Source organism: Streptomyces tendae (genome assembly GCF_008632955.1).
GTDB lineage: Bacteria > Actinomycetota > Actinomycetes > Streptomycetales > Streptomycetaceae > Streptomyces.
Genome location: NZ_CP043959.1, coordinates 5323876 through 5343897 on the forward strand (window position 1 = coordinate 5323876; position 20022 = coordinate 5343897).

Below are 20022 nucleotides of genomic sequence, written 5' to 3' on the forward strand. Positions count from 1 at the left end.
GTGCTCTGTCCGTGCGCGACTGACCCGGTGACCGATCACCGGCCTAACCTCGAGCCGAACTCGGGTATCCCTGGGGCCTGTTGAGGGCATGACGTCTCCAGCGCCCGCGCAACCTCGAGGAGGGGCACGTGCTTGAGCCCACGTACCAGGCGGACGTCGTCGTCGTGGGAGCCGGGGTGGCCGGACTCTCCGCGGCACGACGACTGACCAGCGCAGGAGTCTCGACCGTCGTCCTGGAGGCCGCCCATGAGGTGGGCGGCCGCATGACGACCGAGAAGGTCGACGGCTTCCGACTCGACACCGTGGGACGGCTGCTGTCCACGGCATGCCCCGAACTCCACCTCACCCCGGGGCTGGAGGACCTCGTGCTGCGGCCCTTCGCGCCGGGTGTCCTGCTGCACAGCGACGGACGACATCATCGTGCGGGCGTCCGGCCGGGCACCCGGCGCGCGCGAGGGGCGCGGAGCGCGAGGGGCGCACTTCACGCGGTGCGCGCCCTGGCGAGCGCCCCCCGTCCGGGGCCGCGCAGGCCGGTGGCGGTGCCCGGGCGTCAGGTGGCCGTGCCCCGCAACCGCGCGGGCGCCCCGCTCGGCACGGCGCTCGACCAGGCCCGTCTGGGCGCCGCCCTGAACCGGCTGGCCGGTGCGCCGGTGGAACGGCTGCTGGCCCGCCCCGAGACGACCGCCGCCGAGGCCCTGGCGGCCCGGGGACTGCCCGTCCGCACGGTCGACGGCTTCCTGCACCCGCTGCTGGCCGCCCTGCTGTGCGACCCGGAGCTCGGTACGTCCAGCAGGTCCGCGGACCTGGCGCTGCGGGACTTCGCGCGCGGCCGGTTGTGTCTGCCGGAGGGCGGGTCGGAGGCGCTGCCGCAGCTCCTGGCGCGGTCGCTGCCGGCGGGCACGGTGCACACGGGGGTGCGGGTCACCTCCGTGTCGACCACGTCGGTGACCACGGCGGAGCACGGGGTGGTCCGGTGCGCCGCCGTGCTGGTCGCGACCGGTGCGCGGGCCGCGGCGGAACTGCTGCCGGGGCTGCGGGTACCGGACTTCCACCCGGTCACGGTGGTGCACCACACCACCGACGAGGCGCCGGGCACGGACACCTCGCTGCTGCTGGACGCGGACCGGGGCGGGCCGGTGGCGCACACCGCCGTGGTGAGCCGGGTCGACCCGTCCCGCGCCCCGGCCGGCCGCACGCTGGTCACCTCGGCGGTCCTCGGTCCCGCCACGGCGGAGACCGACACGGCCGTGCGCATGCACCTGGCCCGGCTGTACGGGGTGCCGACGACACGGTGGGAGACGCTGGCGGTGCGGCACACGGCCGACGCGGTCCCGGCCATGCGCCCGCCGCACGACCTGCGGCGGCCGGTACGGCTGCTGGCGGGGCTGTACGTCTGCGGCGACCACCGCGACAGCGGCGCGGTCCAGGGCGCCCTGCGCTCCGCCGACCGGGCGGCCACGGCCCTCCTGACGGACCTCGGCGTCGACCGCCCCCTCCACACGGCCGACCCCCTGCCGACAGCCCGGGCAGCCTGACCCGGGGGGCGGGCAGACCCGCTCGCCCCCGCCCGGCACCCGCCCGGCCGTCGGCAGGAAGCCGGCCCGGGCCCACCGAACCCGTGTCCGCGCCCCGCGTGACCTGACCGCGGGGCGCGGACACGCTTCACGCCACGGCACGTACGCCTTGGACAGCACGCCACGCGCCCGCGTCGGCGGCGTCGTGCACCGCCCCGGCACTCGGCCCGGCGCCCGCGGCCCGGGCAACGCCCGCGCGACGTCCACGGCGGCACTCCCCGGCCCGAGGAAGCAGCCCGGCAGGGGTGCGGCCGCGCGTCCGGCCTGGCCGCGTCGGCCACGGCTCACCCGGCCAGGCCGGCGCGCGCCATGGCGCGGCGGTCGCGGGGCACGACGGCGGCGCGCAGCCCGGACCGGAGGTCACCCGGGCCGGGCAGGCGTTCCCCGGCCCCCGCGGGCACCGCCGGGAGCCGGACGCGCCGCCCCCGGTGGCCGGCGGCACGCCCGGCGCGGGTGAACCGCCCGCGCGGCGGTCGTGTCAGGCGTACGTGGAGACCCTGTCGCGGTAGGTGCGGACCGGGGCCGCGTCGCGGTACGGCTCCAGGCGGCGTTCGAAGTCGCGGACGTACTCGACCGCGCGGACCGAGCGCATCTCCGCCGCCTGGGCCGCCGCCTCCGCCGCCAGCTGGCACGCCTGGTCGAGTTCGCCGAGGCCCAGGCGGGCGGTGGCGAGGACGACGCGGCAGAACAGCCGGCTGCGGGCGTACCCGGGCCCGCGCAGCTGCAGCGACCGTTCCGCGTGCTGGGCGGCCGCCCGGAACTGCTGGAGGTCCCGGTGGCAGTGGCCGAACTCGTCGGCGAGCTGGGCCTCGTCGAAGAAGCGCGCCCAGTGGGGCACCTCGTCCCCGGGCCGCGCCGCGTCCAGCGCGCGTTCCGCGCGGACCAGGGCGGCCGTGCAGGCCCGTACCTCACCGAGCACCCCGTGTCCGCGCGCCTCGGCGGCGTGCAGCAGGGCCTGGACGGCGGGCGGGACGGAGCCGCCCGCGCCCTGCTGGGCCACGCGGGCGAGCTGCACGGCCTCCCGTCCGTGGCCGAGGTAGACCGCCTGGCGGCTCATCGTGACGAGCACGTAGGCGCCGTACGCCCGGTCGCCGGCCGCCTGGGCCAGCCGGAGCGCCTGGACGAAGTACCGCTGGGCGAGCCCGTGCGCGGCGATGTCGTACGACGTCCAGCCGGCCAGCCGGGTCAGGTCGGCCGCGGCCGCGAAGAGCCGCCGGCCCAGCTGTTCGCCGTACGTCCCGCGGAGCATCGGCTCGCACTCGTGCTCCAGGTAGCGCACGAGGGCCTGGCGGGCGTGTCCGCCGCCGTACGCGTCGTCGAGGGTGCGGAACAGCTCGCCCACCGAGCGCAGCGCGGAGATGTCGCCCCCGGTCACCCGGTACCCGGGCCCGCGGTCGGCCGCGCCGCGCCGGCGGGCGGTGAGTTCGGCGGGGATGACGGGCCGTACCGGACCGCGCCCCTGGGCGGGCACCCGCACCGGCTCGGCGCGGGCCACCTTCTCGTCGGGCCGGCCGATCAGCCAGTCCCGGCTCGGCACCACCAGTCCCGCCGAGGTGAAGGCGATCTTGCGGAGTTCGGCGTGGCTGCCGGAGTCCTTGCGCCAGAGTCCGCCGACGATGTCGACGGCCTCCTCCGGGGTGGCCGCGAACTCCAGTCCCGCGTAGACCGGCGCGCAGGCGTCCAGGCCGAGGTCCTGGGCGGTCAGCCTGCGTCCGAGGCGCCGGGTGAAGACCTCGGCGATCAGCGCCGGGGTCGTGCCGCGTGGCTGCTGTCCGCGCAGCCAGCGGGTGACGGAGGTCTTGTCATATCTCAGGTCGAGCCCGTGTTCGAGACCGAGCTGGTCCACGCGACGGGCGAGTCCCGCGTTGGAGAACCCCGCTTCTGCGATGAGCGCGGCGAGCTGTCGGTTGGGGGTGCGCTGCGCGGGTCGTTCCGTCATCTGCGGTGCGGTCTCCTGCCTTCCGGCTGTGGGTGTGCCCGGATTGCCTGTGAGCAGCCCTTATGGCCTCGTGGTCGGCGCGAATGTAGCGGAGAGTGAGCACCTGATCGCAGAGATCAACCGGCATTCATCCGATCGTGTGAGGATTGCCCGAAGGCTGACGAGCGGGCCAGGGACGGCTGCCGGCCGGGGGTCCGTCGAACGGTCGTACAGTGGCGTGGGTGCGTTTCGCGCCTGACGACCTTCTAGGGAGGCGCTTGCCGTGAGTGAGTTGCGGTTCGTGCGGATGGGCTTCGGTGCCGAGGCCGTGGACTACCGGGTGGCCTGGGACGAACAGCGCCGGGTGCACGCCGCGCGGTTCGCCGACGAGGTGCCCGACACCGTCATCCTGCTCGAGCACCCGCCCGTGTACACCGCCGGGCGGCGCACCGAGGACAGCGAGCGGCCGCTCGACGGCACCCCCGTCATCGACGTCGACCGCGGCGGCAAGATCACCTGGCACGGCCCCGGCCAGCTGGTGGGCTACCCGATCCAGAAACTGCCCCGCCCGGTGGACGTGGTCGCGCACGTCCGCCGCCTGGAGGAGGCGCTGATCCGCACCTGCGCGGAGTTCGGCCTGGAGACCACCCGGGTCGAGGGCCGCAGCGGGGTGTGGGTGCTGGGCGACCCGGTCGAACGGCGCCCGGCGCTCGGAGGGCTCTCCCTGGACTTCGACCCCCGCCTCCAGGACGACGAGTTCGACCCCCGGCTGAACGGCCCGGAGTACGCCCCCTCCAACGCCGGCCAGCGCCGCGAGGACCGCAAGATCGCCGCGATCGGCATCCGGGTCGCCAAGGGGGTCACGATGCACGGCTTCGCGCTCAACGTGAACCCCGACAACAAGTGGTTCGACAAGATCATCCCGTGCGGCATCCGCGACGCGGGCGTCGCCTCCCTGGCGAACGAGCTGGGCCGCGACGTCACGATCGAGGAGGTGCTGCCGGTCGTGGAGCGGCACCTGACGGACGTGCTCGTGAACGCCGAGCTGAAGCCGCGCGCGATCGAGCGGACGCCCGCCTGACGGCGGCCCCGCGGAACACGGCATAACCAGGGCGCGGCCGGCGTTGCACGTCACGGCCGAGCAGGCCGTGTGAGGGCGCCGCCGACTGCCAACGGCAGGCCGGCACCCTCGCCGGGCATACATATCAACGGGCGTACGCTTGACCACGCCGAAGAATCAATCGCTAGGAGCCGGTCGTGTCCGCAGTCGCACCCGACGGACGCAAGATGCTGCGCCTGGAGGTCCGCAACAGCCAGACCCCCATCGAGCGCAAGCCCGAGTGGATCAAGACCCGGGCGAAAATGGGCCCCGAGTACTCCAAGATGCAGAACCTGGTCAAGAGCGAGGGTCTGCACACCGTCTGCCAGGAAGCCGGCTGCCCCAACATCTACGAATGCTGGGAGGACCGCGAGGCGACCTTCCTCATCGGCGGCGACCAGTGCACCCGGCGCTGCGACTTCTGCCAGATCGACACCGGCAAGCCCGAGGCGCTGGACCGTGACGAGCCGCGCCGCGTGGGCGAGTCGGTCGTCACCATGGACCTGAACTACGCCACCATCACCGGCGTCGCCCGCGACGACCTGGAGGACGGCGGCGCCTGGCTGTACGCCGAGACCGTGCGCCAGATCCACGCGCAGACCGCGGACCGCGCGGAGGGCCGCACCAAGGTCGAGCTGCTCGCCCCCGACTTCAACGCGGTGCCCGAGCAGCTGGCGGAGGTCTTCTCCTCCCGCCCCGAGGTCTTCGCGCACAACGTCGAGACGGTCCCGCGGATCTTCAAGCGGATCCGCCCCGGCTTCCGCTACGAGCGCTCCCTGAAGGTCATCACCGAGGCCCGCGACTTCGGCCTGGTCACCAAGTCCAACCTGATCCTCGGCATGGGCGAGACCCGTGAGGAGGTCAGCGAGGCGCTCAAGCAGCTGCACGACGCCGGCTGCGAGCTGGTGACCATCACGCAGTACCTGCGGCCCTCGGTGCGCCACCACCCCGTGGAGCGCTGGGTCAAGCCGCACGAGTTCGTGGAGCTGAAGGAGGAGGCCGAGCAGATCGGCTTCTCCGGCGTGATGTCCGGCCCGCTGGTCCGTTCCTCGTACCGCGCCGGGCGGCTCTACCGGATGGCCGTCGAGAAGCGCGGCGCGTACGTCGCCTCGCAGGCCGTCTGAACGCGTCCGCGCGGAGCGGGTCCGAGCGGAGCAGGTCCGAGCCGTCGCGGGGCCGTGCCCCACTCCCCCGCCGGCACGCTGTGAATTCACGCACAAGGCCCTACCGCCTGGTAGTGGCCGAGAGCACGCGGTCCCGGCCGTCCTCCCAGTTGAGGGCACAGGCCGGGGCCGCGTCGGCGTTCCGGGGCCCGGCACGGAGGCTTCATGCCTGTTTGACCGGTCGGTCACGCCCTGGTAACACCAGTCAGTGAGCCTGGAATCACAGCACGCCACCCCAATCCGCCGGCACCCGAGGGAGACCGTCACCATGCAGGCCGCGCCCGTCCGCGCCACCGCCATCCCGTCCCTCACCACCGCCCTGCGCGCCGTCGAGTCCCTGCTCATGAGCAGCGGCCAGCGCACCGCCCGGCGCAACGCCTGGACGTCGGTCCTGGAGGACCGCCGCCGCGCCAAGGACCGCGTCGAGGCGCAGCGCGTGCTCGACCAGACGGTGCTCACCCGCCCCTGAGCGCCCGACCCCGGCACTGCCGTCGAAGGCGCTCCGGGGGACACGTAGACTTCATGGCATGGCGAGGAAGGAACCCGCAGCGGACGCTGCGAACCCCGGGCGACTGAAGCAGATCGCTCTGACCTACAAGATGACCCGCAGGGCCGACAAGAAGATCGGTCTTGTACTCGCGGCTGTCGGAATCGTCACCTTCGGTGTCTTCCTCGCGATCGGCTTCTTGATCGGGCACCCCATCTATCTCGGCATCCTGGGCCTCCTGCTCGCCTTCCTCGCGTCGGCGATCGTGTTCGGCCGCCGGGCCGAGCGGGCCGCCTTCGGTCAGATGGAGGGACAGCCGGGCGCCGCCGCGGCCGTGCTCGACAACATCGGCCGTGGCTGGACGACGACCCCGGCGGTGGCGATGAACCGCAGCCAGGACGTCGTGCACCGCGCGGTCGGCAAGGCCGGCATCGTGCTGGTCGCCGAGGGCAACCCGAACCGGGTGAAGAGCCTGCTGGCCGCCGAGAAGAAGAAGATGAACCGCATCGTCGCGGACGTCCCGGTGCACGACCTGATCGTGGGCAACGGCGAGGGCCAGGTGGAGCTGAAGAAGCTGCGCACCACGATGCTCAAGCTGCCCCGCGTGCTCACCGGCCCGCAGGTCACCGCGACCAACGACCGGCTGCGCGCCCTGGGCGACCTGATGAGCAACATGCCGCTGCCGAAGGGGCCGATGCCCAAGGGCATGAAGCTGCCGAAGGGCGGCGGGCAGCGCGGCCGCTGAGCCCCGTACCCGTACGTGACATACGACGACGGGGGCGCCGGAATCGGATTCCGGCGCCCCCGTCGTTGTGTGTCGGCGTCGTCGTATGTCGGCGTCGTCGTGTGCCGGCGGAGCCGGGTCAGATCCGCACCTCGACCGTGCGGGCGAGCCGGTCGTGCAGGCCGCGGCCGTCACGGTCCCAGACCAGAGCGGGGACGGCGAGGCACAGCAGCGCCGACCGCAGCAGGCCGCGCAGCGGCTGCACCCGGCCGCTGTCCACGGCCACCACGCGCAGCCCGAACAGGCGCTTGCCGGGCGTGAAGCCGATCGTGCCGACGGTCAGGACGCTCAGCACCAGGAACACCAGCAGCGCCCAGTTGCCGGTCCGGGCGTCGTAGCCGTCGGTGAACAGACCGTATGCGATCAGCAGGCACAGGCCCCAGTCGACGGCGAGGGCACCGATCCTGCGGCCCGGGCGGGCGATCGAGCCCGGCCCCTGTTCCGGCAGCCCCAGCTGCTCACCCCGGTAACCGAAGTCGGCACCGGCCTCCTCCATGGCCGCGCGCGGGCCGGACAGCCATGATCCGATTGCTTGCCTGTTGTCCACCCGTCCACGGTACTGCGACCGGATATGACCGGGAGACGGCGGGGTGTGCCGGAGCTACCGTGAAAGAGGTGCCGGTTAACTTGTGCGAAACAAACGGGTCACGCCCGAGAAATGACCCGTCCCTAGGGTCGAGTGCAGCGTGTGCCCCCCGCACTGGCCGCACGAACGATCTACCACCCCGGCGGGACGGTCGGGAGTAGGAGGAGCTGGATGTTCCAGAACGCCGACGAGGCCAAGAAGTTCATCGCGGACGAGGACGTCAAGTTCATCGACGTCCGCTTCTGCGACCTGCCGGGTGTGATGCAGCACTTCACCATCCCGGCGTCGGCCTTCGACCCGGCCGAGGAGCTCGCCTTCGACGGCTCCTCGATCCGCGGCTTCCAGGCCATCCACGAGTCCGACATGGCGCTGCTGCCGGACCTGTCCACCGCGCGGGTCGACCCGTTCCGCCGGGACAAGACGGTCAACATCAACTTCTTCATCCACGACCCGATCACGGGCGAGCAGTACTCCCGTGACCCGCGCAACGTGGCCAAGAAGGCCGAGGCGTACCTCGCCTCCACCGGCATCGCCGACACCGCGTTCTTCGGCCCCGAGGCCGAGTTCTACGTGTTCGACAGCGTGCGCTTCAAGACCTCGGAGAACGAGTCCTTCTACCACATCGACTCCGAGGCGGGCGCCTGGAACACCGGTGCGCTGGAGGACAACCGCGGTTACAAGGTCCGCTACAAGGGCGGCTACTTCCCGGTCCCGCCGGTCGACCACTTCGCCGACCTGCGCGCCGAGATCTCCCTGGAGCTGGAGCGGTCCGGCCTGCAGGTCGAGCGCCAGCACCACGAGGTGGGCACCGCAGGCCAGGCCGAGATCAACTACAAGTTCAACACGCTGCTCGCGGCCGCCGACGACCTGCAGCTCTTCAAGTACATCGTGAAGAACGTCGCCTGGCGCAACGGCAAGACCGCGACCTTCATGCCCAAGCCGATCTTCGGTGACAACGGCTCCGGCATGCACGTCCACCAGTCGCTGTGGGCGGGCGGCGAGCCCCTCTTCTACGACGAGCAGGGCTATGCCGGCCTGTCGGACACCGCCCGCTACTACATCGGCGGCATCCTCAAGCACGCGCCGTCGCTGCTGGCCTTCACCAACCCGACGGTGAACTCGTACCACCGTCTGGTCCCGGGCTTCGAGGCCCCGATCAACCTGGTGTACTCGCAGCGCAACCGCTCCGCCGCGATGCGCATCCCGATCACCGGCTCGAACCCGAAGGCCAAGCGCGTCGAGTTCCGCGCCCCGGACTCCTCCGGCAACCCGTACCTGGCCTTCTCGGCGCTGCTGCTGGCCGGCCTGGACGGCATCAAGAACAAGATCGAGCCGGCCGAGCCGATCGACAAGGACCTCTACGAGCTGGCTCCCGAGGAGCACGCGAACGTGGCGCAGGTCCCGACCTCCCTCGGCGCCGTGCTGGACCGCCTCGAGGCCGACCACGAGTTCCTCCTCCAGGGCGACGTCTTCACGCCGGACCTGATCGAGACGTGGATCGACTACAAGCGTCAGAACGAGATCGCCCCGCTGCAACTGCGTCCGCACCCGCACGAGTTCGAGCTCTACTTCGACGTGTAAAGATCAACAGGGCTCTACGCTGGACGGACCCTCTGCGGACTCTTCGACAGTCCGCAGGGGGTCCGCAGTTTTGTTGATCATGGCTCCCATGACCCGCTCGACAGCGGCCCGGGTCGACTCGTCGGAGTCCGGCCAGAGGTGACTGTACGTATCCAGGGTCGTCTTCGCGGACGAGTGTCGCAGCCGGTGCTGAACAATCTTGACGTCGCTGCCGCCCGCGATGAGCATCGAGGCGTAAAAGTGGCGGAGGTCGTGGAAGCGGAAACCCTCGGGCAGGCCGGCAACCGTCTTCCGGATCCGGCGCATGTGGCGCTCGACCTTCCACGGTCCCAGCTGGAGGCCCTCGTCGTCTGGCACGACCCATCCATCAGCGCGGCCGTCGAGTAGCCGCTTCAGCTCCCCCACGAACGCGTCAGGGATCGGGACCGCGGTCATGCTCATCTCGGTCTTCAGCGGCTCGGCCGGGTACTGCACCGCGGGCAGGATGACCCGCGCGTCGAGGTCGACGTCGCCGACCCGGAGCCCGCACACCTCGGCGACGCGCAGGCCGGCGAACGCTCCGAGCAGCAGCGCGGGCCGGTACTTCGGTTCGGCCGCCTCGTACAGCTTCCAGAACTGGGCTTCGGTCGCCACGTAGGGCCGCTGCTTGCCCGCACCGGGTGTCGTGCGTCGGCTGCACGGGTTGCTGGCCAGCTTCCGGGCGCCCACCGCGTCGGTGAGCAGCTGCGACAGCCGGGCGTGCAGCGCGAAGCGGTAGGACTGGCTCAGCCCTTCCCGCTTCAGCTTGGCCATCCACTGCTTCACGGCCATCTCGTCGACCGCCATCAACGGCAGTGGCCCGAACTCCTTCCGGATCCGGGCCACGTGCACGCGGGCCTGCCGCTCCGTCGACTCCCGGTGCGCGTAGCTGTCCAGCCAGGCATCGCACCACTGGTCGACGGTCATCTTCTGGCTCTTCGGATCCACGTAGTTGCCGGTGACCAGGGCGGCCGTCACCTCGTCGAGCCACCGCTCAGCGTCGATCTTCCGGCCGAAGTGCTTCGCGTGCTCTTTGCCGGCCAGGTCTCGGTACCGGGCCCGGTACTTACCGTTCGGCCTCTTCGCGATGTTCTTGCTCGCCACCCGACTCCCCTTGCTGCTTCACGCGCGCCGAGATCTCGTCGTACTCGCGTTGCTGCTCGTCGATTTGGTCTAGCAGGTCTCGGTACTCCTGCTCCGCCGCTTCCGCATCCTTGTCGAGGCGCTCGCGGGTGCGACGCAGCTCGATGACTCGCTGGTTGGCGGCCTCCGCCAGGGTGCGCAGCTCGGTCAGGCGTGACGCGGCCCCGAGCATCTCGAAGTCGTCAATGGGGACGGCGAGCAGGTCATTGACCGTCACGCCGAAGACGATGGCCAGTCCCTGCACCTCGTTCACTCGGATCGGACGGTCCGCTGCCTCTGTCTTGGCAACGGTGGTCTGCCGCCACGAGTAGCCCTTATCGACCATGCGGCGGGCCAGTTCCTGCTGAGACCAACCCCGCAGCTCCCGGATCCGCTTGACCTGCTTGCCCATGACTTCCTCGGCCGTGATCCGCACCGGCCGGGCGCTCTCATCCCGCGTCTCATCCTCCACAGGGATAGACGTTAAACGTTGGCTGAGGTTGACCACAAGCGGGAGCGGCTGCAATCCTTCACGCAGATAGCTCGTTGATCCCCAAGGAGGATCGCGTGAAGAAGAGTGCTGCCGTGAACGCAGCTGCGAGTGGAGTTCAGTACCTGACCACGGCGGAAGTGGCTGAGCGGTACCGCACCGCGCCCAGCACGATCCGCTACTGGAAGCACATCGGCTACATCCCTGGCGCCGTGAAGCGCGGCCGGCGAACGCTGTACCCCGTTGCTGTGCTCGACGCGTGGGACGCGGAGCAGACCGGAGGCGCCGCAGCATGAGCCGAAACGCAGAAATGGCCCCGGGGCAAACGGGGCCATTTCAGGAAGACTCCGCGGCGGGCGGTAAGTCCGCTGCCATGGTGCCACAGCAGTCCGGCTGTACGCACCAGGGGCGCCGCGGCTGGACGGCTCGCCGACTGGAGACACCGCCAGTACCCGACTCGTGGCCCAAGTACGGGACGCCCGAGTGGTACGCCCTCGACACTCGCGACCCGCGCAAGAAACTCGCCCTGTTCGAGGCGGCCGAGTCCTGGAGGCTGCACGAGCTGCGCCTGGCCGAGCAGGACTGGCTGCTCGACAACGACCCGGACGAGTGGGCCCGCCAGAACATGGAAGGCCTTCGGGCCGCCGGAGCGTCCACCGTCAGGCGCCTCAACATCGCCCGGGAACGCAGCCGTGCCGAGCTCGACCAGGCCGCCAAGCCCAAGCCCCCGCACCAGCTGCAGGCAACGCCCGGCTGGCCAGCGGTCCGCGTACCGGGCCAGCCCGGGAAGTACCTCGCATGGAAGGAGGCGGCGTGACTGAGCCGTACCTCCGCGAAGTCGTACCCCTGTCAGATCTGTCAGAAGTGTCAGAAAGGCAGGGGCCGGACCACGCTTCTGACACTTCTGACGCTTCTGACAGCAGTCGGGAAGAGCTGGACGCGCAACTCCTCGCCAGCCTCAAAAGCGGTGACTGGCTGGACGACCAGCAGTTCCCGCCGCTGCGGTACGCAGTCGACGGCCTGCTGCCCGAGGGGTTCTCGCTGCTGATCGGTCCGCCGAAAGCCGGTAAGAGCTGGCTCGTCCTCGATCTGCTGCTGGCCATCTCCGGAGGCGGTACGGCGGTCGGGAAGATCCGCATGGGTCTGCCCCGCCGGGTGCTGTACCTCGCCCTTGAAGACGGTGACCGGCGCATGCAGGACCGGTGCCGGACCCTCCTTGGCGACACCCCGATCCCCAGCCACTTCCACTACCTGACGCAGGTCGAGCCGAACGCCGTCCTGGCGACTATCGGCGCCTTCCTGCGCAGGTTCCCGAAGACGGCCCTGGTCGTGGTCGACACCCTCGGCAAGGTCATGCCGCCCTCAGCGCCCGGCGAGTCTGCCTATCAGCGGGACTACCGCGTTGCAGGCGCCCTGAAGCGAGCAGCGGACAAGCACCCGGGCCTTGCCGTCACGGCGATCCACCACGACCGCAAGGCGGCATCCGAGGACTTCATCGACTCCGTGTCCGGCACTCACGGCCTGGCCGGCGCGGCCGACACCATCATCGTCCTCGCCCGCAAGCGGCAGGCGCAGGAAGCCGTCCTGAAGGTCACCGGCCGCGACGTGCCAGAAGCCGAGTACGCGATGGTCATGCAGGAAGGCACGTGGGTGCTCGACGGCGCGAACCTCGCCGAGGCCGCCGAGAACGCCCGCAACCGCGAGGAGACATCGGCTCTCGGTGACACCAGCGTCAGCATCCTGCAGTTCGTGCGGCAGCACCCCCAGGGCGTCCGGGCCGCTGACGTCCGCGAGAAGTTCGGCGACAACGCCGACCAGTACCTGAAGCGCCTCACCGAAGACGGGCGCATCACCAAGCTACGGCGCGGCATCTACGCCCCGGCCCCGCAGCTGCCCCTCTGTGCGGGCTGCGGCTCGCCCTTCGAGCAGATCACCCCCGACCAGACCACTCACCCCGGATGTGAGGCCGCATGAGCACCCTGCAGTTCCTCCGCTGTCTCCTCGAATGCGACGGCTGCAAGGCCACCTTCGGGGACCCCCACGGCTACAACTCCCCGCGCGAGGCGCGCCTGGCCGCGTACCTCGCCGGCTGGCGCTTCCCCGTGATTCGCAAGGCCAACGGCCAGCTCGGCATCGCCACCTCGGACGTGTGCGACAAGTGCATGCCCACCTGGCAGCCGCGCGACTGGGAGAACCGCAACACCGGCCGGCGCCTTCGGGCTCGCGAGGCGCCGCAGTCCTTTCCGGAGGCCACCTCATGACCGAATCCCATGTCGAGATAACCGTCAGAGCCCGGATTGCGGCGGCCAGGCTCAAGCGCAGCAAGAGGCGCCAGCAGCGGGCCGAGCTCGACGAGAACCGGCAGCACGGCCTTGAGGCCCGGCACACGGCGAAGATGCGCCGCTGGGCCGAGGAGGACGACGAGTGACCCGGGCCGGCGTCCGCTGCGCCGCCTGTGACCGGCCCCTCGGCAGGCGCGGCCGGGCGTGCGTGCGTGGCTGCGGCGCCCGCCTGTGCACCGCCCGGCACCTTCCCCGCTGCACCGACGTCCACGGCGGCCAGTGTCCCAACCTCGACGCCCCGGAGGCATCGTGAGTAAGCCCATCGAGAGCGTGGCCCGTGAGGTGGCCGACCACCAGGCCCGCGAAGCCGTCCGGGCCGGACAGAGCGTGAGCGGCGCCGACTGGCGCCTCGCCCGCGTGAGCGTCGTCTACACCGGCACCGTCGAGATCGAGGGCGCGCCCGGCATCCGTGTCCGCCGGCTCTCCACCTACACCAGCCCGGCCATCGGTGACGTCATCGCCGTCCTCATCAACAGCGCCGGGAACTGGCTCGCCCTCGGCCGCACCGCCACCGGCGCCTAGGAGACGAACATGGCCCTCACCCGAGATCAGACCGTCATCGCCGACATCGTCATCGCCGCCCTCGAAGGCCGCAGCGGCGACATGTGCCAGCTCATCAACGACCTGCCCCGACGCCAGCACGCCGACGCCGCAGCGAAGTCCCTCGACCTCGTCGTCCACATCTTCCGCAGCGTCATCGCCCCCGACGACTGGCAGGCCCTCACCGAGGAGGCCCGCTTCTCCCGCACCCTCCTCGACCTCGACGACCAGATTCAGGAGAACTGACCATGCCCAGCAAGCTCGGAAAGCAGATGAGTGACCTGATCCGCGGCCAGCAGCCGAAGCCCTCGACCGGGCAGAGCAAGGCCGACGAGATCCGCGGCTACTACAAGCAGGGTCTCCAGCAGATCCGCGGCCAGCGCAACATGCACCCCGAACGGCGCCGCGTCGAGGTCGCCCAGCTGTACGCCACCACACAGGCCGCGCTGAAGAAGGTGCAGCGCGAGCAGATCGAAGCCGACCGCGAGACCTTCGCCAAGCTGGAACGCCAGCTGTGGGGATTCGACGACGTGCGAGCATCCGCCATCGGCAGCGCCGACCGTGCGGCCGTCGATGGCACCGTGCGCGACGCGCAGGACAGGGCCGCCAAGCTGAAGAAGCCCGGCGAAGCGGCCCGCGCCCTCGACGCAGCCGAGCAGGCCGGCGACAAGGTCCTCGCCCGGGCCATCGCCAAGCGGGCTCACGACATGGACTGGGACGACGTGGTCACCGGCTACCTCTCCACCAGGCCCACCGACGCCGAGCGCTACCAGCAGGCAGGCGAGATCTACACCCGGCAGAACACCACGGGCGGCGCCCTCACGCACGGGTTCCTCGGCGCCCTCGGCACACCCGAGGAGCTGCGCGGCCTGAGCGGCAAGGACATCGCGGCCATGGCCGAACCCCAGGACAGCGCAGCCTGATGCGCACCGATCCGGCGTCAACGTCACCCGTCGCGGCCACGCGTTGTAGGCCGGCCGTGCTCGGGAGCGATGGGCGGCTAGCGAGTCCCTCCTTTCTCTCGCAGCGATCCGCCCAGCGCCGACCGGAGCGGGCCAGGCCATCCCGGCCTGGCCCGCCCGGAGCCGACCGGGGTGGGGAGCGCCTCCCTGCCCGCGCGCACCCGGACCGCGGGGGAGAGTCCCGTGGAGCGAACGCGTTGAGAACCAACATCGGAAAGGCGGGAGAGCATGCCAGCAGCACGTAAGCCGCTGTACGCGGTGACGGAGGCGGAGCGGGCGCAGCGGCAGATGGCCGTGGGCGTCGGCCTCGACTGGGTCCAGGTGCCGGCGCAGCTGGACCGGTCCGGCAAGGCGCAGTGGCGGCACCTGGCGGAGCAGCATCGCGCGTATCCGACGCGGCTACGGGAGACGGACCGGGCGGCGGTCATCGCGTTCTGCTCGTGGTGGTCGGCGTTCGATGCGGCGCAGCGGGACATCGCCAAGCGCGGCTCTCTGGTGCCGGGCCGTTCGTCGGCTGATGCGGCCCGCGGTGAGGGCGGCCTGGTGAAGAACCCGTCCGTGGCGGCGATGCGGGATGCCTCGCAGCAGCTGCGCTACTGGGCGCGCGAGTTGGCGCTGACGCCGGACTCCCGGGCCCGGCAGGGCCTGCAGATCGAGGAGCCGCAGAGCAGCGACGACGATGACCCGATCTTCGACTGGGATGCGATGTAGCCCGGTCGTCTTCTCTTCTCTGACCCTTCTCACTCCGCCCCTCGGACGGCCTTCCGGGACAACCCGCAGCCAACTGAAGATCACGAGAGGCACCTGAGATATGGCTGCAGGTGGTGTGCTGGTTGGGCGCGGGTACGTGTCCATCCGGCCGGAGTTCGAGGGCGACTGGAGTCGCCAGGCCAATGCGCGTGCGTCGTCGGCCGGCCGGTCGGGCGGTGGCGCGTTCTCCAAGGCGTTCGGTACGGCCCTGTCGGGCGGCATGCGCGGCATCATGGGCGGGTTGGGGACGTCTCTGGCCGCGGGTGTGGTCCCGGCCGGTGCGGCGATCGCTGCTCTGGCCCCGGCCCTGGCGACCGCGGGCACGGCCGCAGGGGCCCTGAAGCTGGGACTGTCGGGTGTCGGCGAGGCGTTCAAGGCCGCGTTCGCCGACAGCTCCGCCCAGGCCTCTCAGGCGGCTTCTGCGACCCGCGCGGTGGAATCCGCTCAGCGGGGGCTGGCGAACGCGCAGAGGGGCCTTGCACAGGCCCGTGTGGACGCTGCGAAGCGGGTCCAGGACGCGCAGCGGCAAGTCGCCGACGCGGAGCGGGACCTATCGGATGCTCAGCGGGACGCGCGGGACGTCCAGGGGGACCTGAACGACGCCCGCCGCGAAGCGGCGAGAACCCTCGAGGACATGAACCAGCGGCTCGCGGAGAGCCGGCTGGACGAGAAGGACGCCGTGCTCCGCCTGAAGGAGGCGGAGAAGGAGCTGAAGGCCGCACAGCAGAAGCCGGGCACGGACCCGGCCGACCTCGAGCGGCTGCAGCTGTCCTACGAGCGTGCCCAGCTGAACCTGAAGGAGCAGCAGCGGGACACGAAGCGGCTCGCCGACGACACCGCGAAGGCCAACAAGGCGGGCATCAACGGCTCGGAGCAGGTCGTTGCGGCGAAGCAGCGCATCTCGGCGGCGAATGAGGCGGTTGCCGACAAGGAGCGGGCCCTGGCGGACGCCCAGCGCGGTGTGACGGACGCCCGTGCGGACGGGGCCCGGCAGATCTCGGATGCGCAGCGGCAGGTCGCCGAGGCCGCCCAGGCTGTCGCCGACGCTCAGGCCGCGGCGGCGGCGCAGACGTCGAAGCTCGACGAAGCCATGAGCAAGCTCGCGCCGAACGCCCGGTCGTTCGTGAACGCCGTGCGCGGTCTGGCCCCGGCGTGGACGGGGATGCGCCTGTCGGTGCAGAACGCCCTCTTCCAGGGCCTCGACGGCACGGTGCGCACCCTCGCGGGGGCGACGATCCCCGTCCTGCAGAAGCGCCTCACAGAGACCGGCACCATCTGGAATCAGATCGCCAAGTCGGCAGCCGGCGCGGTCACGGACATGGGCAAGTCGGGGATGCTCGACACGATCCTGAAGGGCGCCAACGACAACCTGCGCGTCTTCAAGGACACCCCCCGTCAGCTGATCACGGCGTTCGGTCAGCTCACGGTCGCGGCGCAGCCGGCGTTCAACGGGCTGATGCAGGGGTTCGCCGGGTCGATCGAGTCGGCCACGGGCCGCCTGGGTGCGGCGTTCGAGTCGGGCGGGCTGAAGACGGCGATAGACACGGCGTTCGGGATCCTCGGCCAGCTGGGCGGCATCCTCGGCGACGCGATGGGCGCGGTCGGCAACATCATGAAGGCCGCCTCCGACGCGGGCAGTCAGGCCCTGGCGGTGGTCGGGTCGCTGTTCGCCGAGCTCCGCCGGATCACCGCGATGCCGGAGGTACAGGCCGCCCTGCGCACCATCTTCGCGTCGATCGCGCAGATAGCCGGGGCGATCGCCCCCGTCATCGGCTCCGTCCTCCAGGCCGTGATGCCGCTGCTCGCCGCCATCGCGCCCGTGGTCGCCCAGCTGGCGCAGGCGCTCGGCCCGGTGCTCTCGCAGCTGGCGACGCAGCTGGGCAAGGCGCTGGCCCCGATCATCGACGCGCTGCTGCCGATCCTGACGATGGTCGGCGACGCGGTCGTGCAGATCATGCAGGCGATCACGCCGCTGCTGGCGCCGATCGGCCAGCTGCTCGGCACGATCATCTCGGCTCTCATGCCGGTGCTCGGGCCCATCATCGACCTGGTCGTCGACCTGGTCGGCGTCCTCGTCGGCCCCCTGAACCAGATCATCCAGCAGTTCATCCCGTACATCGGGCTGCTGGGTCAGATCCTGGGGCAGGTGTTCGGCGCCCTGCAGCCGCTGTTCGCTCCGCTCACCGACATCATCGGGCACCTGGTGCAGGTCTTCGCTGACTTGTACGTGCAGCTCATCCAGACGTTCATGCAGGTTCTGATGCCGCTGATGCCGGTCATCACGCAGCTGGCCGGGTTGATCGTCACGCTGGCGATGCAGGTGATTCAGGCGCTCATGCCGTCGCTGGACCAACTGATCGGTGCGGGCCTGCAGCTGATGCAGGCGATCCTTCCGCTGCTGCCGATGGTCGCCCAGCTCACGGCGCTGCTGCTCGGTCTGCTGACGAAGGCGCTCGCGGTGATCCTGCCGCCGCTGATCAGCTTCGCCGGATGGCTCGTCTCGGTCCTGGCCGGCGCACTGTCCACGGTGATCGGCTGGGTGTCGAGCCTGGTCACGTGGCTCACGAAGAACCTGGGTCCGGCCTTCAAGTGGTTGAACGAGAAGGTGGTTCAGCCGGCGTGGGCCGCGATCCGGGCCGGGATCTCCGCAGCGTGGACGTTCATCCGCGACAAGATCCTGTCACCGATGAAGACGTTCTTCACCGTCACCGTGCCCGGTTGGGCGGCCACGTTGAAGAACAAGGTGGTGGGGTCGTTCCGGCTGGTCCTCGACGGCATGGGGATCGTCTGGTCCAGCATCAAGAAGAACATCTTGTCGCCGATCAGGACGTTCTTCACGCAGACCGTGCCCGGCTGGGCAACAACACTGAAGGACAGGCTGGTCGGCGCGTTCGACGCGGCACGCAAGGGCATCGGCAAGGCCTTCGACAAGATCCGCGAGGCGACGAAACGCCCTGTGAAATGGGTGATCGATGTAGTTTACAACCAAGGCGTCCGCGGCCTGTGGAACGCCGCAGCCAAGGTCCTGCCCATCGACAAGCTGCCCGCGTTCAAGCCCAAGGGCTGGGCGCGCGGCGGCGTCCTGCCCGGCTACCAGTCCCGTAAGCGCGACGACGTCCTCACCCCGATGCGGTCCGGCGAAGGCGTCCTCGTACCCGAAGTCGTGCGCGGCATCGGGCCGGGCACCATTCACGCCCTCAATGACGCGGGCAACCGCGGCGGCACCGGCGCTGTACGGCGCCTGCTCGGCTACGCCGAAGGCGGCATCGTCGGCCACCACGGCGGCATCGACGACTGGTTCGGCGGCACCCTCGACAAGCTCGGCAACCTGGTCAGCAAGGGCAAGGACTGGGTGCTCGGCGGCGTCTACAAAGCCGCCCAGCTCGCCGCCAAGCCCATCCGGGACCTCATCAGCAAGATCCCGGGAGGGACGACGGGGTTCGGCGCGCTCGCCAAGGCGCTGCCGACGTCGCTGCTGAACAAGGCACTCGCCTTCATCAAGGGGTCCGAGGATTCCCAGATGGGTGGTGGCCAGTGGGTCAAGCCGGTCGACGCCAAGTACGGCACGAAGTTCGGCGTGACCGGCCGTATGTGGAGTTCAGGTCGCCACACGGGCTTGGATTTCCCGGCCGCGGTCGGTAAGGCCGTGCACGCCGTCGCGAACGGGCAGATCGCGTCCGCCCGCTCCGGCGGCCCCTACGGCAACCACATCCTGGTCAACCACGGGCACGGGCTGCAGTCCCTGTACGCCCACCTGTCCGCCATGGTGAAGCGCGACGGGGCTGTTCAGGCCGGTCAGACGATCGGCCGCGTCGGCGCCACCGGCAACGTCACCGGCCCGCACCTCCACCTGGAGGCGCGGGTCAACGGCAAGCCGGTGGACCCGATGCCGTACCTGACCGGCGGTGGCTCCGGCTCTGGTGGCAAGGGTGTTCAGAGGTGGCGGGGCGTCGTCAACCAGGCGCTCGGCCTCGTCGGCCAACCGCGGAGCCTAGCCAACACCACGTTGCGCAGGATGAACCAGGAGTCCGGGGGCGACCCGAACATCGTCAACCGCTGGGACTCCAACTGGAAGGCCGGCCACCCGTCGGTCGGTCTGATGCAGGTCATCGGCCCGACGTTCCGCGCCCATGCGGGGCGGTTCCGCAACACGGGCCCGTTCTCCTACGGGGTCTCGACGATGCCGCTAGCCAACGTGTACTCCAGCATGCGGTATGCGCTGGCCACCTACGGCAGCCTTTCCCGGGCCTACAACCGGCCGGGCGGCTACGACAGCGGCGGCTGGCTTGGCCCCGGGCAGATCGGCGTGAACAACCTGCGCCAGCCCGAAGCGGTCCTCACCCCTGCCCAGTGGCGGACCATGCAGTCCGTGGCGGCGGCCGGCACGACGGGCGGCCTCCAGGCAGGCGACGCGCTGCGCCTGGTCGTCGACGACCACGAGTTCACCGCCTACATCGACGGCCGCGCCGACGGCCGCGTCGTCGACTTCAACCGCATGGTCATGAACTCCGGAAAGGGGGGCCGGAGGCTCTAGGGAGGGAAGCAGAAAAGGGGAGCCCCAAGGCCCGATTCCAGGCCTTGGGGCTCCCCTCTGCGTGTCCCTCCC

General features: G+C 70.8%; 20 protein-coding genes. 16 read left to right on the plus strand and 4 right to left on the minus strand.

Annotation, left to right across the window (positions count from 1 at the left end; translation table 11 throughout):
* Window positions 1–128 precede the first annotated feature (128 nt).
* Entirely contained in the window at window positions 129–1535 is a 1407-nt protein-coding gene (locus F3L20_RS24500; RefSeq protein WP_150156175.1) for an NAD(P)/FAD-dependent oxidoreductase, read from the plus strand.
* A 517-nt stretch (window positions 1536–2052) separates the two neighbouring features.
* On the opposite strand, the gene F3L20_RS24505 is transcribed toward F3L20_RS24500, so the two are convergent.
* Window positions 2053–3513 carry a regulator gene (locus tag F3L20_RS24505; RefSeq protein ID WP_150156176.1) on the minus strand — a complete coding sequence of 487 codons (1461 nt, stop codon included), beginning with the start codon at window positions 3511–3513 and terminating at the stop codon, window positions 2053–2055.
* Between the two features lie 262 nt (window positions 3514–3775).
* Between F3L20_RS24505 and lipB the strand changes: the two genes are divergently transcribed.
* The 4 genes from lipB (at window position 3776) to F3L20_RS24525 (ending at window position 6986) form a co-directional block, all read left to right on the plus strand.
* The gene (gene lipB / locus F3L20_RS24510) at window positions 3776–4573 is read left to right on the plus strand and encodes a lipoyl(octanoyl) transferase LipB (protein WP_150156177.1); all 798 of its coding nucleotides are present in this window, start codon (window positions 3776–3778) and stop codon (window positions 4571–4573) included.
* A gap of 176 nt (window positions 4574–4749) precedes the next feature.
* A complete protein-coding gene (lipA, locus tag F3L20_RS24515; protein WP_145825387.1) occupies window positions 4750–5715 on the plus strand; it encodes a lipoyl synthase in 966 nt (321 codons plus the stop codon).
* A 307-nt stretch (window positions 5716–6022) separates the two neighbouring features.
* Window positions 6023–6223: an SCO2195 family GlnR-regulated protein gene (locus F3L20_RS24520; RefSeq protein WP_145825388.1), complete on the plus strand. Its 201-nt coding sequence runs from the start codon at window positions 6023–6025 to the stop codon at window positions 6221–6223.
* Window positions 6224–6281: 58 nt separating this feature from the next.
* On the plus strand, window positions 6282–6986 hold the full coding sequence (locus F3L20_RS24525) for a DUF4191 domain-containing protein (protein WP_150156178.1): 705 nt from the start codon (window positions 6282–6284) through the stop codon (window positions 6984–6986).
* A 118-nt stretch (window positions 6987–7104) separates the two neighbouring features.
* Here F3L20_RS24525 and F3L20_RS24530 read toward each other — a convergent pair whose 3' ends face one another.
* A complete protein-coding gene (locus F3L20_RS24530) occupies window positions 7105–7572 on the minus strand; it encodes an RDD family protein (protein ID WP_145825390.1) in 468 nt (155 codons plus the stop codon).
* 210 nt (window positions 7573–7782) lie between these two features.
* Between F3L20_RS24530 and glnA the strand changes: the two genes are divergently transcribed.
* A complete protein-coding gene (gene glnA, locus F3L20_RS24535) occupies window positions 7783–9192 on the plus strand; it encodes a type I glutamate--ammonia ligase (RefSeq protein WP_048456730.1) in 1410 nt (469 codons plus the stop codon).
* 3 nt (window positions 9193–9195) lie between these two features.
* Here glnA and F3L20_RS24540 read toward each other — a convergent pair whose 3' ends face one another.
* Together F3L20_RS24540 and F3L20_RS24545 are read right to left on the minus strand one after the other, a co-directional pair.
* The gene (locus tag F3L20_RS24540) at window positions 9196–10314 is read right to left on the minus strand and encodes a tyrosine-type recombinase/integrase (protein WP_150156179.1); all 1119 of its coding nucleotides are present in this window, start codon (window positions 10312–10314) and stop codon (window positions 9196–9198) included.
* Entirely contained in the window at window positions 10277–10804 is a 528-nt protein-coding gene (locus tag F3L20_RS24545) for a helix-turn-helix domain-containing protein (RefSeq protein WP_150156180.1), read from the minus strand. Before F3L20_RS24545 ends, F3L20_RS24540 begins: the two co-directional genes overlap by 38 nt.
* 95 nt (window positions 10805–10899) lie before the next feature.
* On the opposite strand from F3L20_RS24545, the gene F3L20_RS24550 reads away from it, so the two are divergent.
* The 10 genes from F3L20_RS24550 (at window position 10900) to F3L20_RS24590 (ending at window position 19950) form a co-directional block, all read left to right on the plus strand.
* Window positions 10900–11118, plus strand: a complete 219-nt coding sequence (locus tag F3L20_RS24550; protein WP_240810745.1) for a helix-turn-helix transcriptional regulator — start codon at window positions 10900–10902, stop codon at window positions 11116–11118.
* A gap of 77 nt (window positions 11119–11195) precedes the next feature.
* Window positions 11196–11639, plus strand: a complete 444-nt coding sequence (locus F3L20_RS24555) for a DUF2742 domain-containing protein (protein WP_167534598.1) — start codon at window positions 11196–11198, stop codon at window positions 11637–11639.
* Window positions 11621–12796: an AAA family ATPase gene (locus F3L20_RS24560; protein ID WP_150156182.1), complete on the plus strand. Its 1176-nt coding sequence runs from the start codon at window positions 11621–11623 to the stop codon at window positions 12794–12796. Before F3L20_RS24555 ends, F3L20_RS24560 begins: the two co-directional genes overlap by 19 nt.
* Complete coding sequence (locus F3L20_RS24565; protein WP_150156183.1) at window positions 12793–13083, plus strand: hypothetical protein; 291 nt, start codon at window positions 12793–12795, stop codon at window positions 13081–13083. Before F3L20_RS24560 ends, F3L20_RS24565 begins: the two co-directional genes overlap by 4 nt.
* Entirely contained in the window at window positions 13080–13250 is a 171-nt protein-coding gene (locus tag F3L20_RS34105) for a hypothetical protein (RefSeq protein WP_167534599.1), read from the plus strand. Before F3L20_RS24565 ends, F3L20_RS34105 begins: the two co-directional genes overlap by 4 nt.
* A gap of 163 nt (window positions 13251–13413) precedes the next feature.
* On the plus strand, window positions 13414–13686 hold the full coding sequence (locus F3L20_RS24570; protein ID WP_150156184.1) for a hypothetical protein: 273 nt from the start codon (window positions 13414–13416) through the stop codon (window positions 13684–13686).
* Window positions 13687–13695: 9 nt separating this feature from the next.
* Window positions 13696–13950 (plus strand): hypothetical protein, encoded by a 255-nt coding sequence (locus tag F3L20_RS24575; protein WP_150156185.1) that lies wholly within the window; start codon window positions 13696–13698, stop codon window positions 13948–13950.
* A gap of 2 nt (window positions 13951–13952) precedes the next feature.
* Window positions 13953–14627, plus strand: coding sequence for a hypothetical protein (locus tag F3L20_RS24580; protein WP_150156186.1), 675 nt, complete (start codon window positions 13953–13955; stop codon window positions 14625–14627).
* A 267-nt stretch (window positions 14628–14894) separates the two neighbouring features.
* Entirely contained in the window at window positions 14895–15377 is a 483-nt protein-coding gene (locus F3L20_RS24585) for a phage terminase small subunit P27 family (protein WP_150156187.1), read from the plus strand.
* Window positions 15378–15513: 136 nt separating this feature from the next.
* Window positions 15514–19950: a peptidoglycan DD-metalloendopeptidase family protein gene (locus tag F3L20_RS24590; RefSeq protein ID WP_167534600.1), complete on the plus strand. Its 4437-nt coding sequence runs from the start codon at window positions 15514–15516 to the stop codon at window positions 19948–19950.
* Window positions 19951–20022: the final 72 nt, after the last annotated feature.